The sequence below is a fragment of the Streptomyces sp. NBC_01306 genome, from assembly GCF_026340465.1.
GTDB lineage: Bacteria > Actinomycetota > Actinomycetes > Streptomycetales > Streptomycetaceae > Streptomyces.
Genome location: NZ_JAPEPC010000001.1, coordinates 1,961,191 through 1,975,791 on the forward strand (window position 1 = coordinate 1,961,191; position 14,601 = coordinate 1,975,791).

At 69.4% G+C, this 14,601-nt stretch carries 11 protein-coding genes and 2 tRNA genes; 7 read left to right on the top strand and 6 right to left on the bottom strand.

Annotated elements, in window-relative coordinates; all coding sequences use genetic code 11:
- The first annotated feature begins 89 nt into the window (after positions 1 to 89).
- On the top strand, positions 90 to 1,781 hold the full coding sequence (locus OG385_RS08375) for an ABC transporter family substrate-binding protein (RefSeq protein ID WP_266853271.1): 1,692 nt from the start codon (positions 90 to 92) through the stop codon (positions 1,779 to 1,781).
- 10 nt (positions 1,782 to 1,791) lie between these two features.
- Here OG385_RS08375 and OG385_RS08380 read toward each other — a convergent pair whose 3' ends face one another.
- On the bottom strand, positions 1,792 to 2,400 hold the full coding sequence (locus OG385_RS08380) for a TetR/AcrR family transcriptional regulator (protein WP_266853272.1): 609 nt from the start codon (positions 2,398 to 2,400) through the stop codon (positions 1,792 to 1,794).
- 159 nt (positions 2,401 to 2,559) lie between these two features.
- Between OG385_RS08380 and hisN the strand changes: the two genes are divergently transcribed.
- Entirely contained in the window at positions 2,560 to 3,360 is an 801-nt protein-coding gene (gene hisN, locus OG385_RS08385; protein ID WP_266853274.1) for a histidinol-phosphatase, read from the top strand.
- 138 nt (positions 3,361 to 3,498) lie between these two features.
- Positions 3,499 to 3,903, top strand: coding sequence for a cyclic nucleotide-binding/CBS domain-containing protein (locus tag OG385_RS08390; protein ID WP_266853276.1), 405 nt, complete (start codon positions 3,499 to 3,501; stop codon positions 3,901 to 3,903).
- A 182-nt stretch (positions 3,904 to 4,085) separates the two neighbouring features.
- On the opposite strand, the gene OG385_RS08395 is transcribed toward OG385_RS08390, so the two are convergent.
- Entirely contained in the window at positions 4,086 to 5,555 is a 1,470-nt protein-coding gene (locus OG385_RS08395) for a catalase (protein ID WP_323183657.1), read from the bottom strand.
- 127 nt (positions 5,556 to 5,682) lie between these two features.
- On the opposite strand from OG385_RS08395, the gene OG385_RS08400 reads away from it, so the two are divergent.
- The 4 genes from OG385_RS08400 to OG385_RS08415 all read left to right on the top strand — a co-directional run bounded on the left by OG385_RS08400 (position 5,683) and on the right by OG385_RS08415 (position 9,116).
- Positions 5,683 to 6,099, top strand: coding sequence for a Fur family transcriptional regulator (locus OG385_RS08400; RefSeq protein ID WP_266853279.1), 417 nt, complete (start codon positions 5,683 to 5,685; stop codon positions 6,097 to 6,099).
- A gap of 194 nt (positions 6,100 to 6,293) precedes the next feature.
- On the top strand, positions 6,294 to 7,058 hold the full coding sequence (locus tag OG385_RS08405; RefSeq protein ID WP_266860720.1) for an ABC transporter ATP-binding protein: 765 nt from the start codon (positions 6,294 to 6,296) through the stop codon (positions 7,056 to 7,058).
- Positions 7,055 to 7,918, top strand: a complete 864-nt coding sequence (locus tag OG385_RS08410; protein ID WP_266853281.1) for an ABC transporter permease — start codon at positions 7,055 to 7,057, stop codon at positions 7,916 to 7,918. The genes OG385_RS08405 and OG385_RS08410 overlap by 4 nt, the downstream gene beginning before the upstream one ends.
- Before the next feature lie 64 nt (positions 7,919 to 7,982).
- Positions 7,983 to 9,116 (top strand): ABC transporter substrate-binding protein, encoded by a 1,134-nt coding sequence (locus tag OG385_RS08415; protein WP_266853283.1) that lies wholly within the window; start codon positions 7,983 to 7,985, stop codon positions 9,114 to 9,116.
- A gap of 95 nt (positions 9,117 to 9,211) precedes the next feature.
- On the opposite strand, the gene OG385_RS08420 is transcribed toward OG385_RS08415, so the two are convergent.
- The 4 genes from OG385_RS08420 to OG385_RS08435 all read right to left on the bottom strand — a co-directional run bounded on the left by OG385_RS08420 (position 9,212) and on the right by OG385_RS08435 (position 14,515).
- Positions 9,212 to 9,285 (bottom strand) — tRNA-Met (locus tag OG385_RS08420).
- A gap of 149 nt (positions 9,286 to 9,434) precedes the next feature.
- The gene (locus OG385_RS08425; RefSeq protein ID WP_266853284.1) at positions 9,435 to 11,231 is read right to left on the bottom strand and encodes a tetratricopeptide repeat protein; all 1,797 of its coding nucleotides are present in this window, start codon (positions 11,229 to 11,231) and stop codon (positions 9,435 to 9,437) included.
- 228 nt (positions 11,232 to 11,459) lie between these two features.
- Positions 11,460 to 11,533 (bottom strand) — tRNA-Met (locus tag OG385_RS08430).
- A gap of 105 nt (positions 11,534 to 11,638) precedes the next feature.
- Entirely contained in the window at positions 11,639 to 14,515 is a 2,877-nt protein-coding gene (locus tag OG385_RS08435) for a UPF0182 family protein (RefSeq protein WP_266860722.1), read from the bottom strand.
- Positions 14,516 to 14,601 lie beyond the last annotated feature (86 nt).

Consider the following 14,601-nt stretch of genomic DNA (forward strand, 5'->3'; position numbering starts at 1 on the left):
TTGCTCTCCCGCTGGGCAACGGGATCGCCTTACCGTCTCGGAAGCCTGTGGCCTCGATCAGGTCACCTTGAACCGAAGGAAGAACACCGATGCGCAGAACCAGCGTTGTCGCCATCGCCGCAGCACTGTCGGCCACTCTGGCGGTGGCGGGCTGCAGTTCTTCCGACGACGGCGGCGACTCGGCCAAGAAGCAGGCCGCTCCGCAGGTGGACGGCCAGGACATCAACGCGCATCCGGTGAGCGACCTGAAGCAGGGCGGGTCGCTGCGGTTCGGGATCGACCAGTGGATCGACCAGTACAACGTCAACCAGGTCGACGGCCAGCAGAGCGACGGCGCGGACCTCGACGCGGCGATCCTGCCCGACCTGTTCGACCTGGACGCCAAGGGGGTCGGCCACCCCAACCCGAACTTCGTGGTCTCGGCGAAGGTCACGTCCACCAGCCCCCAGGTGGTGACCTACCAGCTGAACCCGAAGGCGAAGTGGTCCGACGGAAAGCCGCTGAGCTGGCAGGACTTCCACGCCCAGTGGAAGGCGCTGAACGGCACCGACAAGGCGTACGAGGCGGCCGACACCACCGGCTACAGCCAGATATCCAAGGTCGAGCAGGGCGCCGACGCGCATGGCGTGAAGATCACCTTCGCCACGCCGTACGCCGACTGGCAGCGCCTCTTCGACCCGCTGTACCCGGCCGCGTACATCGACACGCCCAAGAAGTTCAACACCGGCTGGACGCAGAAGGCCCCGGTCACCGGCGCCGCCTTCAAGGTCGGCTCGTACGACAGGACCGGACAGACCGTCACCCTGGTCCCGGACCCCAAGTGGTGGGGCAACAAGCCCAAGCTCGCCTCGATCGTCTACCGCGTCCTCGACCTCAGCGCGAACACGGAGGCCTACCTCAACAAGGAGGTGGACGAGGCCCCCGCACTGCTGCCCGAGGACTACAAGCGGCTGGTCAAGGACCCGGACACCGACATCAGGCGCGGGGCGCGCTGGGACGAGGTGCACATCACGCTCAACGGCGGCCGTGGTCCGCTCAAGGACATCCGGGTGCGCCACGCCCTCCAGGCGGCCACCGACCGCAAGGGCATCAACGCGAGCTTCGCCAAGGACCTCGCCTTCGAACTCAAGCCGCTGGACAACCACTTCTACATGCCCAACCAGCAGGGCTACCGGGACAACACCAGCGAGTTCGACAAGTTCGACCCCGAGAAGGCGAAGAAGCTGCTGGACGAGGCGGGCTGGAAGAGCGCGGGCGAGGGCAAGCCGCGCACCAAGGACGGCAAGAAACTCACCCTCGACTACATCCTGAGCGCGGGCGGCAGTTCGTCGCAGACGGACCAGGCCGAGCTGGTGCAGCAGATGTACGGCGCGGTGGGCGTACGGGTCGAGATCAAGAAGGTCCCGGCCAACGACTACTTCACCAGGTTCGTGGACACCGGCAACTTCGACCTCGTCAGCTTCCGCAATGTGGACGAGGTCTACACGAGCAGGATCTACCCGGTCTTCCAGCAGCCGAAGGGCAAGAACCTCTTCCAGAACTTCGGCTCGGTCGGCTCCCCGAAGATCGACGCACTGATGAAGCAGGCCGGCGAGACCACCGACCACGCCAAGGCCATCAAGCTCTACAACGAGGCCGACGTGGAGATCTGGAAGCTCGGCCACTCGATCGAGCTGTACCAGCGCCCGCAGATCTCGGCCATCCGCAAGGGCCTGGCCAACTACGGCGCGACCGGCCTCGCCGACGTGGACTACACCAAGGTCGGCTGGCTCAAGAAGTAGCCCGCGCCGCTCACGCCGCCCGCACCACGGCGTCGCGCACCAGGTGATCGAGGGTCAGATCACCCGGTGCGACGATGTGCGAGAGCGCGAGGCGTACGGCCACCTCGCAGCGGTACACGAGGTCGGCCGCCTCCGCGTCGAGGTGCCCGGCCGCCAGCACCAGGGCCGCCCGGTGCCGTACCGCCGCGATCAGCTCGCCGGGCGCGGGCGGCCCGGAGTCCGCACGGCGCTGCGCGGGGACGTACGGCCCGGCGGAGTGCCCGGCGCGGTGGGGTGCGGGGCCGGGCGCGGGCAGCCGCCCGGACCAGCAGCCGGTCAGCAGCGCCCGGACCAGCGGGTGCGAACGGGCGGCGGCGACCGTCCACTCGGCGACAGCCACCATCCGCTCGCGCTCCGCGGCCGGCCCGGCCAGCGCCCGGTCCACGCCCTGGAGGTACCGGTCGGCCTCACGCCGCACCAGGGCGCGGGCCAGGCCGTCCTTGGTTCCGAACTCGTTGTAGAGGGTCTGCCGGGAGACCCCCGCCGCTGACGCCACATCCACCATGCGCACGCCGGGCCAGTCGCGGTCGGCGAGGGCCGCGAGGGCGGAGTCGAGCAGGGATTCGCGCGCTGCGGGCATCGTCGCCTCCGGGGGCGGTACGGCTCTGCGCTCAGAGTTGACGGAGGCCGCGGGGGTGTCAATACCCAGCGCCGCGACGGGCCGGGTGGCCCTGGCGCCGCACCGCCGCCGACAGGGCCCTGTGGCTCGATCGGGGGCCCGGTGGATACTGTGACGACCATGCCCGACTACCACGATGATCTGCGCCTCGCCCATGTCCTCGCGGACGCCGCCGACGCGGCGACCATGGACCGGTTCAAGGCCCTCGACCTGAAGGTCGAGACGAAGCCGGACATGACCCCCGTGACGGAGGCCGACAAGGGCGCCGAGGAGCTGATCCGCGGACAGCTCCAGCGCGCCAGGCCCCGCGACGCGATCCTCGGTGAGGAGTTCGGCCTGTCGGGCACGGGCCCCCGTCGCTGGATCATCGACCCGATCGACGGCACCAAGAACTACGTACGCGGGGTCCCGGTCTGGGCCACCCTGATCTCCCTGGCCGTGGCGGGCGACGAGGGCCACGAACCGGTGGTCGGCGTGGTCTCCGCGCCGGCGCTCGGCCGCCGCTGGTGGGCCGCGAAGGGCGGCGGCGCGTACACCGGGCGCAGCCTGACCTCGGCCACCCGGCTGCACGTCTCCAAGGTCTCCAAGGTCTCGGACGCCTCGTTCGCGTACGCCTCGCTGGGCGGCTGGGAGGCGCAGGGGCGCCTCGACGGCTTCCTGGATCTGACCCGGGACTGCTGGCGGACCCGTGGGTACGGGGACTTCTGGCCGTACATGATGGTCGCCGAGGGCTCGGTGGACATCTGCGCCGAGCCGGAGCTCTCGCTCTGGGACATGGCGGCCACCGCCATCGTCGTCCAGGAGGCCGGCGGCGAGTTCACCAGCCTGGACGGGGTGCGCGGGGTCGAGGGCGGCAACGCGGCCGCGTCGAACGGGCTGCTCCACCAGGATCTGCTGGGCTATCTCAACCAGCGCTACTGAACAACGAACAACCGCCCAGGACTTCACCCTCCCGGACCCTTGCCGGGTTCACGAGCTGATGCGACTCTAAGAGTCCCCCCACTTGTGAACTTGTGAATTCAGGCGCATGCTGGATTCCCCCAGGAGGTGGCACTCCCCATGCTCGTCCGCGACGCCATGAGCACGGTGGTCCTCACCATCGGCCCCGCGCACACGCTCCGACAGTCCGCCACTCTGATGTCCGCACGCCGTATCGGTGCGGCTGTCGTCCTCGACCCCGACACCTGCGGGGTCGGCATTCTCACCGAGCGCGACATCCTCAACGCCGTCGGCGGCGGCCTCGACCCCGACCGGGAGACCGCGGGCGCCCACACGACCACGGACGTCGTCTTCGCGGCGCCCTCCTGGACCCTGGAGGAAGCGGCCGCGGCGATGTCGAACGGCGGCTTCCGCCATCTGATCGTGCTCGACGGTGTCGGCCCGGTCGGCGTCGTGTCGGTGCGCGACATCATCCGCTGCTGGGCGCCGGACAGGCGCGAGGCCGCGGCGCTGGTCTCCTCCTGATCCGTCCGACCGACCCGCCCGACGCCACCCGTCCGACCGACCTGCTCGGCTGACCCGTCCGTCCGACGCCGTCAACTCGTCGGCCCGGACGGCTCGATGTAGCCGGAAGGGCCGGACCCCCGCAGAGATCCGGCCCTCATCCGGCTTGCTGCTCAGCCGGCGCGCCGGCCGGCCGCCGCGGTTCAGGCGCGCAGGGCCTGGACCGCCGCCTCCAGCCGCTTGCCGAGGTCACCGTCGGCCTGGCGGAAGTTGTTGACCGCACGCTCGGCGATGTCGTCCCGCGAGACCTGCGAGATGAAGCCGGCCAGGTTCTCGACGAGCCTGCCCTTCTCGTCCTCGGTCATCTGACGGTAGAGGTTGCCGGGCTGGACGAAGTCGTCGTCCTCCGCGTGGCTCGGCGCCGGGTGGTTGCCCGTGGCGCCGCTGACCTGGGTGGACTTCCAGAGCGGCTGGTCCGTCTGGAAGGGGCCGCCGAAGCTGTTCGGCTCGTAGTTCTTGGTGCCCTTGTGACGGCCGTCGTACAGCACGCCGTCCCGGTAGTTGGTGTTCGCCTCGGCGGCGTGCGGGCGGTTCACCGGCAGGTGGTCGGCGTTGATGCCGACGCGGTAGCGGTGGGCGTCGCCGTACGCGAAGAGACGGCCCTGCAGCATCTTGTCCGGCGAAGGACCGATGCCCGGAACGAAGTTGGCCGGCGAGAAGGTGGACTGCTCGACCTCCGCGAAGATGTTCTCCGGGTTGCGGTTGAGCTCCAGCTTGCCGATCTCGATCGGCGGGTAGTCCTCGTGCGGCCAGACCTTGGTCAGGTCGAACGGGTTGAAGCGGTAGTTGGCCGCGTCGGCCGCCGGCATGACCTGGATCTGCACGGTCCAGGACGGGAACTCACCGCGCTCGATGGACTCACGCAGGTCGCGCTGGTGACTGTCGGGGTCCACACCCGAGAGGCGGTTGGCCTCGTCGGTGGTGAGGTTCTTGATCCCCTGGTCGGTCTTGAAGTGGTACTTGACCCAGAAGGCCTCGCCGGCCGCGTTGTTCCACTGGTACGTGTGCGAGCCGTACCCGTTCATGTGGCGGAACGACGCCGGGATACCGCGGTCACCGAAGAGCCACGTCACCTGGTGGGTCGACTCGGGGCTGAGGCCCCAGAAGTCCCAGACGTTGTCGGCCTCCTGCGAACCGGTGTACGGGTCGCGCTTCTGGGTGTGGATGAAGTCGGGGAACTTGATGGCGTCCTTGATGAAGAAGACGGGTGTGTTGTTCCCGACCAGGTCGTAGTTCCCCTCCTCCGTGTAGAACTTCAGCGCGAAGCCGCGGGGGTCGCGCACCGCGTCCGCCGAGCCGAGGTTGCCCGCCACGGTCGAGAAACGCAGGAAGGTCTCGGTCTGCTTGCCGACCTCGGAGAGGAACTTCGCGCGCGTCCACTGCGAGACGTCGCGGGTCAGCGTGAAGGTGCCGTACGCACCGGCGCCGCGGGCGTGCACGATGCGCTCCGGGATGCGCTCACGGTTGAAGTGCGCGAGCTTTTCGAGGAGCAGCTGGTCCTGAACCAGAACGGGACCGCCGGCGCCCGCGGTCTCGCTGTTCTGGTTGTCGCCTACCGGAGCTCCGGTCTCCGTGGTGAGTGGTCCCTGCGTCACGAGCGCCTCCTGCGTCATACCTGATAGGTCCTGTCCCTTGGCGTGTGCCGTTCCCGATCCTACGATGGACTTTGTCTAAGTCAAGTGATAGTCCAAAGTCACACCAGTTCGGGACTCGACCCTCTCTCCTGTTAGGCTGGGCCTTATGAGTGACCTGTTGGAACGCCTGCGCGACCGCGGCTGGCGGATGACCGCCCAGCGCCGCGTCGTGGCCGAGGTCCTCGACGGGGACCACGTGCATCTGACCGCCGACGAGGTGCACGCCCGCGCCGCGTCGAGGCTGCCGGAGATCTCCCGGGCAACGGTCTACAACACCCTGGGCGAGATGGTCGTCCTCGGCGAGGTGATCGAGGTCTCCACGGACCGCCGCGCCAAGCGGTACGACCCGAACGCACACCGGCCGCACCAGCACCTGGTCTGCGCCCAGTGCGGCTCCATCCGTGATGTGCACCCCGCGGGCAACCCCCTGACGGACCTCCCGGACGCGGAGCGCTTCGGCTTCACGATCTCCGACGTAGAGGTGACATACCGGGGCATCTGCCCGGCCTGCGCCGCAGCCTGACCCACACCCGCACCTCCAGCGAAGCCCCGGGGCGAACATCCCCCGGGGCTTCGTCGTGCGTGCACGCCCCTTCCAGTATCTGACGACCCGTCATATCCTGCGGCGATCATCCGTCCGCACCCTCCGCAAGGAGACATCCCGTGGGAGACCCGCACCCGCCCCCACTCACCCCCGAACCAGCACCCGACCGGTCCGTGAAACTCCACGCCCGGTCCCTCACCCGCGCCTTCGGCCGCGGCCGCACTGCCCTGGACGCCCTCGGACCCATCGATCTGGACATCGCCCCCGGCGAGTTCACCTGCATCGTCGGACCGTCGGGCTGCGGCAAGTCCACCCTGCTGCGGATCGCGGCCGGACTGCTGCGCCCCAGCACCGGTGAGCTGGCCATCCGCACCACGTCCGCCCGCCCGGCCGCGATGATCTTCCAGGACTACGGCATCTACGACTGGAAGAACGTCCTGGCCAACGTCCGGTTCGGCCTCGACATCCAGCGCGTACCGCGCAAGGAGGCCGACCGCCGCGCCCGCGACTGGCTGGCCCGTATCGGCCTTGCCGACTTCGCCGACGCCTACCCCGCGGCCCTCTCCGGCGGTATGCGCCAGCGCGTCGCCATCGCCCGCGCCCTCGCCGTGGAGCCCGAGATCCTGCTGATGGACGAGCCGTTCGCGGCTCTCGACGCACAGCTGCGCACCATCCTCCAGGACGAGCTGCTCGAACTCACCCAGACCACCCGCACCACGGCCCTCTTCATCACCCACAGCCTCGAAGAGGCCATCGTCCTGGGCGACCGCGTCCTGGTGATGTCGGCGCGCCCCGGCCGGATCATCGCCGAGCGCCGGCCGCCGTTCCCCCGGCCCCGGTCCGGCGACATGCGGTCGACGCCCGAGTTCACCGAGCTGAAGTCCGAGCTGTGGGAGCTGCTGCGCGGCGAGGTACGCGGAGAGGCGGTCCCCGCATGAGCACAGCGGTCAAGGTCCCGAAGGACGGGCTGCTGGTCAGACGGCCGGGCCCGCAGGAACTCCACCCCGTGCGCACCCACCGCAGGCGCCGCACCCTGGAGCTGGCACTCGCCGTCGCCGTACCCGTGGTCCTGATCCTGCTCTGGCAGCTGGCGGCGGACCGGTCCTGGATCGACGACCGGGTCTACCCCGCACCGTCCACCATCCTCTCCGACGGCTGGGACCGCGCCGCCCAGGGCGTGCTCTGGCCCGATGTGTGGGCCACGCTCAAGCGGGTGCTCGGCGGCTATGCGATCGGCACCGTTTCGGGGTATGTACTCGGCCTGCTGATGGGCTCGCTCGCACTCGTACGGGCAGCGCTGGAACCGCTGCTCGACGCGCTGTACGTGGTCCCGAAGCTCGCTCTGCTGCCGGTCTTCCTCAACATGTTCGGACTGGGCGAGGGGCCGCAGATCGCGCTGGTCGCCGCCACGGTCTTCTTCTTCGTCTGGATCTCCACGATGGCGGCGGTGCTCGCCGTCCCCGCCGGGCACCGCGACGCGGGGCAGGTCTTCGGCGCGTCACCGTGGCAGATGTTCCGGCACGTCCTGCTGCCGGCCTCACTGCCCGCGGTGCTCGTCGGGGCCCGGATCGCGGCGGGGGTGGCGGTGCTCGTCATCGTCGCGTCCGAGCAGATCGCGGCGTCCAACGGCCTGGGACATCTGATCTTCGACTCCCGCGCGCTCTTCCAGAACGACGTGATGTTCGTCGGGATCGTCTGTGTGGCCGTCCTCGGGGTGCTCTTCTCCGAACTGGTGCGGATCGCCGGCCGGTTGCTCACTCCCTGGGCTCCGCGCGACCGCGGTCGCAGCCAGTCCTGAACACCGGCCCGTCCGCCCGACCGGGTTCATCCGCAGCCCCCATGTCCGTACGTACGGAGGCTCCATGCGTATCAGCACGCTCTGCACGACCCTGTTCGTCGCCGGTTCCCTGCTCGTCTCCGCCGGGTGCGCGAAACACGACAGCAGCGGGCCGGCGCCCGCTGCGAAGCCCCGCCCGGTGAGAGCCGTAGCGGGCTGCGCCAAGGGCTGGACCGACCCGTCCGACCTCGCCCCCGGCCGGGCACCGGCCCGCTGTACGAAGGGCGCGCCCGCCCCCCGGCCGCTGGCGAAGAAACGCAAGCTGGTCGTCGCGACCGGAACGCTGGCCGCGGAGTATGTCGCACCGCTCGAAGTGGCCGTGGAGAAGGGCGAGTTCAAGAAGGAGGGACTGGACGTCCAGCTGAAGGTGCTGCCGACGCCGGACGGTCTCCCGCTCCTCGCCAAGGGCGATATCGACGCGCAGTGGGCGGCGCCCGAGGCAGCCGTGATGAACGGCATCCGAGGCGGGTTCGACATCAAGTGGGTCGCCGGGAACTTCTCCCCCGACCCGGCGTCCAAGAGCGGCCTGTGGGCGCGGGTGAAGGACGGTGAGTCCCCTTCGTCGGTGACCATGAAGGGCAGCAAGATGGGCACGATGATCGGCAAGGGGTCGGTCGTCACCTACGCGATGGAGAAGGCCCTCCAGAAGCACGGCGGCAGTCTCAACTCGATCGGCTTCCAGCAGCTCGGCTCGGCGGACGTCCTGACGGCGCTGCAGAACGGCGGGGTCGACTCGGCCTGGCTGCTCGACCCGGTCTGGCGCAAGGTCGACGGGAACGCGAAGTACACCTTCCTGGGCGGCCAGCCGCTGGGCGAACCGCTCGGCGGTCTGCTCTTCGGCCCGAATCTGCTGACCAAGGACCCGGACGCGGGTGTCGCCTTCCTGCGGGCGTACATCCGGACCGTGAACACGTACTTCGCCGGCGACTACAAGGCCGACAAGGTCTTCACCGCCTCGCTGGCCGAGCTGCTGAAGACCGACAAGTCGGTGCTGACCGCGACACCGTCGCTCCGGATGGACTGGGAGATCCGCAAGGGCACGACGGACCGGCTGCAGAAGGCGTACCGGGACGCCGGGGTCGAGCAGGGCGACCCGCTGCCCGAGAACAAGGTGGTGGACCGCTCGCTGTACGGGGAGGCGGTGGGCCACAAGCCCTGATACGCGCGACGCACGGCTGACAGCCGTACATGCCGAAACATGCGGAAACATGCCGAAGGCCCGGACTCTTCCGAGTCCGGGCCTTCGGTCTTCAGTAGCGGGGACAGGATTTGAACCTGCGACCTCTGGGTTATGAGCCCAGCGAGCTACCGAGCTGCTCCACCCCGCGCCGTTGTGTTTGTAACCCTACGTGGGGACCGACGACCAGTGCAAATCCGTTCCCGCGGGCAGGACGGGACGGGCGGGGCAGGACGGGCGGGGCGGGCCGGCCGGCCGGTGACAGCGGCGACCGGCCCCTGCGCACGACCGGCCGCGCTGTCACGCGGTGAGCTCCTGGCGCAGCGCCTCGCTGAGCCGCGCCGCGCGCTCGGCGACCTCGGCGGGGCCGAGCTCCACGGCACGGTTGCACCACTTCTGCCCCTCGCCCAGCTCACCCCGGCGGATGGCGAGCAGGGCGAGGCGCAGGGCGGCCCGGCCGTGCCCGGCGTTGGCTGCCCTGGCCCACCAGAGACCGGCCTCGCGCTCGTTCCCCTCGCGGGCCAGCAGCAGCCCGAGGTTGAAGGCACCGTTGCGGCTGCCCGCCTCGGCCGCCTCGCGGTACCAGCCCGCAGCGGCCTCGACGTCGTTGCGGGAGGCGGCGAGCATCCCGACCCGGACCTGGGCACGGCGGTGCCCCTGCTCGGCGGCGCGCTCGTACCACTCCTCGCACTCGCTCTTCTCGGTGACGGGCTCGCCGAGCACGGGCGGGCCCGGCGGCGGCATCCTGGCGTCGAGCAGCGCGCCGAGCCGGAAGGCCGCCTCGGTGCTGCCGCCGCCCGCGGCGCAGCGCAGGTGGCGCTCCGCGGTGTGCTCCTCGCCGTCCCTGAGCAGCGCTATGCCGACCTGGAGCGCGGCCTCGGTGTGCCCGGCCGCGGCCGCCCGCTCGTACCAGACGAAGGCGCCGCGGTCGTCGTCCCGGCCGGCGTGCAGGATGCCCAGGTTGAAGGCGGCGTCCACGCTGCCCGCCTCGGCCGCCTTGGAGAACCACGGCTCCGCGCCGGCCGGGTCGCCGTTCTGCAGGAGCAGGACGGCGAGCGCGTTGGCCGCCTCCCGGTGCCCGGCATAGGCGGCGCGGCGGTACCACTGCTCGGCCTGCGCCGTCCGCTCCTGGGCGGCGCAGAGCAGGGCCAGGTTGTACGCGCCGTTGACGTCGCCCGCGTCCATGGCGGCCCGGTACCAGCGCTCAGCGGTCTGCTGCTCGCCGCGGGCGGCGTGCAGCGCGCCCAGTGCGTTGGCCGCGTTCCCGTCACCGTCCTGGGCGGCACGCAGCCACCAGACGGCGGCGCTCTCCTCGTCGCCCGCGTCGCGCAGCAGGAAGCCGAGCGCGCAGGCCGCGCGGGCCTCGCCGTCCTTGGCGGACGTCAGGTACCAGCGGCCGGCCTCCTTGAGCTCGCCGCGCTTCTCCAGGATCACGCCGAGGTGCAGCGCGGCGCGGCGGTGGCCGCGCGCGGCGGCCTGCCGGTACCACCGCTCGGCCTCGGCCGCGGGGGCCTTGCCCGCGGCAGCGCGGTCCAGTGCGCGCGCAAGCCGGTAGGCGGCCTCCCGGTGGCCCTGCTCGGCGGCGGCGCGCAGCCAGCGCTCCGCACCGATGTCACCGCGGTGCTCCAGCAGGTCCGCGAGGGCGTACGCCCCCAGCGCGTGGCCCGACTCGGCGGACTGGCGCAGCCAGTATTCGGCGGCGGGCTCGTCGCCGCGTTCCCGGTGGTGTCTGCCCAGCGCGTGGGCCGCGGCGGCGGAGCCCGCGACTGCGGCGATGCGCCACCAGCCGGCCGCCTCCTCGGCGTAACCGCGCTGGTGCAGCAGCACGCCCAGGTTGTTGGCCGCGGCCCGGTCCCCCTCCCCGGTGGCGGCGCGCAGCCAGCGCTCCGCGCCGTCGAGGTCCCCGCGGCGCAGCAGCAGCGCACCCAGTACGCTCATCGACGCGGTTTCACCGCTCTCGGCACCGCTCCGGTGCCGTGCCTCCGTCTCGGCGTCAGCCGTTTCCTCCGCGTCGACGGCGTCGTGGTCGTCCTCGGCGTGCCTCTGCACAAACCGCCCTGTCTCCAACAGAGTTGCCCTGTCCCCCATAAGCACCATCGTCCCACTACGTGCAACTCGCGCACACCTGGTATATCGCAGTCGACTAGGTCACTACAGCGTTTTGTCGACTTCCCGCAGCGCGGTAAGTGAAACATGAACCAGTCCCAACTTCCCGTAGGCAACGCCTTCTTCACAGGAGTCGCACGCACGGGCAACCGGGCAGCCGCTTCGGACACGCATGAAGAAGGCCCGGATCTCTTTCGAGATCCGGGCCTTCGACTTCAGTAGCGGGGACAGGATTTGAACCTGCGACCTCTGGGTTATGAGCCCAGCGAGCTACCGAGCTGCTCCACCCCGCGCCGTTGTGTTGCAACCGTACCACGGCACGGGGGGCCGCTTTACCGCCCCGCGATCGGGCCTGATCAGGGCTTTTCCCCCTGATCAGGCCCGGGCCCGGCTACCGGTCAGCCGCTCTTGCCGCTCGGCTTGACCTTGGCCCCTGCGTCGGACGCCCGCTGGAGGGCGTCCTGCAGGTCCTTCTGCGCCTTGCCGTAGGCGCTCCAGTCCTGCGGCTTCTTCGCCAGCGCGGCCTGACCGTCCTCGTACGCCTGCTGGGCGTCGGCGATGGCCTTCTTCACCGTGCCGTTCGCCGGCGGTCTCGTGGTGTTCCCGGTCGACGGCGGGTTCGTCTCCTGCCCGGCCACCCCGAAGACCTTGTCCAGCGCCTGGGGCAGGGTGTCCTCGAACGCCGTGGTGTCTCCGTCCGGTGAGTCGGCGTCCGCGTACGAGACGGCCACCTTCTTCAGCAGCGGATAGTGCGCGTTGTTGCCCTGGGCGTACACCGGCTCGACGTAGAGGAACCCTCCGTCCAGTGGCACCGTGAGCAGGTTCCCGTACTCGATGTCCGAGTCGGCGCCCTTCATGTCCCGGACGAAGTTGCCCACGCTCGCCAGGCCGTTGAGCTTGTTCTGCACCTGTTCGGGGCCCGGCACTTCGGAGTTGACTCTGAGGAGTCTGATCGTGCCGTAGTCAGGGCTCGCGGCGTCCGCGTCCACCGCCATGAAGCCGCCCAGGTTCGGGCGCCCGCTGGGGGTGAACGTCGTGGTGAGCGAGAACTGCTGTTTGTCGCCCTTCTGGCCCGGCATCCTCAGCGACAGATAGTAGGGCGGTACGGCCCTGTTGTCCCTGGTCGTCGGGTCGTTGGGCACCTGCCAGGCATCACTGCCGCTGTAGAACTGCTTCGGGTCCTCGACGTGGTAGAGCGCCAGCATCTCGCGCTGGACCTTGAACATGTCCTGCGGATAACGCAGATGGGCCTTCAGGTCGGCCGGGATGTCCGCCTTCGGCTTGACCGTGTGCGGGAACGCCTTCATCCAGGTCTTGAGGACCGGGTCCTTGGTGTCCCACTGGTACAGCTTCACCTGGCCGGTGTAGGCGTCGACCGTGGCCTTCACCGAGTTGCGGATGTAGTTGACCCGGTTCTGCTGGGCGACCACCGCCCGCTGGTTGTCGGTCAGCGAGTCGGCCGTGCTGTCACCGAGCGTCGTACGGGATGCGTACGGATATCCATTGGTGGTGGTGTATGCGTCGACAACCCACTGGATTTTCCCGTCCACCACCGCCGGATAGGAGTCGCCGTCGATGGTCAGCCAGGGGGCGACCGCCTCGACGCGCTGCTTCGGCGTGCGGTTGTAGAGGATCTTCGAACCCTTGCCGATCGCTCCCGAGTAGAGCATCTGCGGCTCGTTGAAGGCCACCGCGTACGCGGCGCGGTTCAGCGGGTTGGAGATGTCCACCCCGCTCTTGCCCTGGTAACTGGTGTTCTTCTCACCGTTGCTCTCGTAGTCGAGTTCCTTCTGCGGGCCCCCGACGATCGAGTACTGGGTGGTCTTCTCGCCGTAGTAGATCCGCTGCCGGTAGTCGGGGAGAGATCCCGAGGTCGGCAGGCCGGACTCGGTGAAGACCGGGGCTCCGTTGCTGTCCGTGGCCGTGCCCTTGGCCGCGATGGCGCCGTAGCCGTGGGTGTACGTGAAGTGGTCGTTGATCCAGTTGTGCTTCGGGATGCCCGCGATGTTCAGCTCGCGCAGCCCGATCACCGTGTCCTGGCCGTTGTACCGGTCCACGTCCAGCGTCGCGGGGAAGCCGTAGTACTTCCGCTTCTGTTCCTGCTGCTGGAAGGTCGGCGAGACGACGTTCGGGTCGATCAGCCGGTAGCTGGCCGCCGAGTTCGCGTCGTTGCGCTGCTTGGTCGTGTCCTTGGTGTTGCTCTTGCCCGAGTACTGGTCGACCTTGGTGTCGTCGATGTTGTACGCCTGGCGCGTGGCCTTGATGTTCTTCTGGATGTACGGCGCTTCCTTGGCCTGCTCGTTCGGCTGGACCGTGAACTTCTGCACGATCGCCGGGTAGAGCCCGCCGATCAGGATCGCCGAGAGCACCATCAGACCGAAGCCGATCACCGGCAGCTGCCAGGTGCGGCGCCAGAGCGTCGCGAAGAACAGCAGCGCGCAGATGACCGCGATGCAGAACAGGATCGTCTTCGCCGGGAGATAGGCGTTGGCGTCCACATACCGCAGGCCCGTCCAGTTGCCCGTGGCCTTGAAGTCGCTGGACTTGACCGCGAGTCCGTACCGGTCGAGCCAGTACGCCACGGCCTTGAACGCCACGAAGATACCGAGCAGCACCGACAGATGGCCGGTGGCCGCCGATGTGGCGCGCGCGCCGGGGCTCGTGACGCGCAGCCCTCCGTACAGGTAGTGCACCAGCGCGGCGGCGATCAGCGAGAGCACCGCGGCGGCGAAGCCGAAGCCCAGCAGGAAGCGGTACCAGGGCAGATCGAAGGTGTAGAAGGACACGTCCAGCTTGAACTGGGGGTCCTTCTGCCCGAACGGCACACCGTTGACGAACATCAGCCAGGTGCGCCACTGCCCGGAGGCGGAGGCACCGGCGATCAGCCCGACGACCGCCGTCACCCCGAGCAGCAGCCACTTCTTGTACGGGGCGATGCCCATCCGGTAGCGGTCGAGGTTCTGCTGCTCCAGCGACATCGCGCTCAGCGGCGGCCGGAGCCGGTGCGCCAGCCAGATGTTGAGGCCGACGGCGGCCCCCATCAGTACGCCGAAGACGAGGAAGAGCCCGATCTTCGTCCACAGGGTGGTGGTGAAGACGGATGAGTAGTCGACGGATCTGTACCAGAGCCAGTCGGTCCAGAACCCGGCGAACATGATGAACGCCATGGCCAGGACGATCAGCACGCCCAGTGTCATCAGCAGGGTCCGGGCGCCGCGGGACGGCCGTCCCACTCTGATCCGTGGCCCGGTCGGGCCTCCGCCGCGGTCCGGCATCTGGAAAGCCAACGTGCGCACCTCGAAGTTTGCGGTCGTGTGGAGCAGGCCCCGCGATCGTAGAGCCCACTCATGCAACTTACTGA

What these genes read in the sequence shown, in the direction of transcription:
- OG385_RS08395 (WP_323183657.1), bottom strand. Translation starts at nt 5,555, where the DNA reads ATGACGCAGGAGGCGCTCGTGACGCAGGGACCACTCACCACGGAGACC.
- OG385_RS08400 (WP_266853279.1), top strand. Translation starts at nt 5,683, where the DNA reads ATGAGTGACCTGTTGGAACGCCTGCGCGACCGCGGCTGGCGGATGACC.
- OG385_RS08435 (WP_266860722.1), bottom strand. Translation starts at nt 14,515, where the DNA reads ATGCCGGACCGCGGCGGAGGCCCGACCGGGCCACGGATCAGAGTGGGA.
- OG385_RS08380 (WP_266853272.1), bottom strand. Translation starts at nt 2,400, where the DNA reads ATGCCCGCAGCGCGCGAATCCCTGCTCGACTCCGCCCTCGCGGCCCTC.
- hisN (WP_266853274.1), top strand. Translation starts at nt 2,560, where the DNA reads ATGCCCGACTACCACGATGATCTGCGCCTCGCCCATGTCCTCGCGGAC.
- OG385_RS08425 (WP_266853284.1), bottom strand. Translation starts at nt 11,231, where the DNA reads ATGGTGCTTATGGGGGACAGGGCAACTCTGTTGGAGACAGGGCGGTTT.
- OG385_RS08410 (WP_266853281.1), top strand. Translation starts at nt 7,055, where the DNA reads ATGAGCACAGCGGTCAAGGTCCCGAAGGACGGGCTGCTGGTCAGACGG.
- OG385_RS08415 (WP_266853283.1), top strand. Translation starts at nt 7,983, where the DNA reads ATGCGTATCAGCACGCTCTGCACGACCCTGTTCGTCGCCGGTTCCCTG.
- OG385_RS08390 (WP_266853276.1), top strand. Translation starts at nt 3,499, where the DNA reads ATGCTCGTCCGCGACGCCATGAGCACGGTGGTCCTCACCATCGGCCCC.
- OG385_RS08375 (WP_266853271.1), top strand. Translation starts at nt 90, where the DNA reads ATGCGCAGAACCAGCGTTGTCGCCATCGCCGCAGCACTGTCGGCCACT.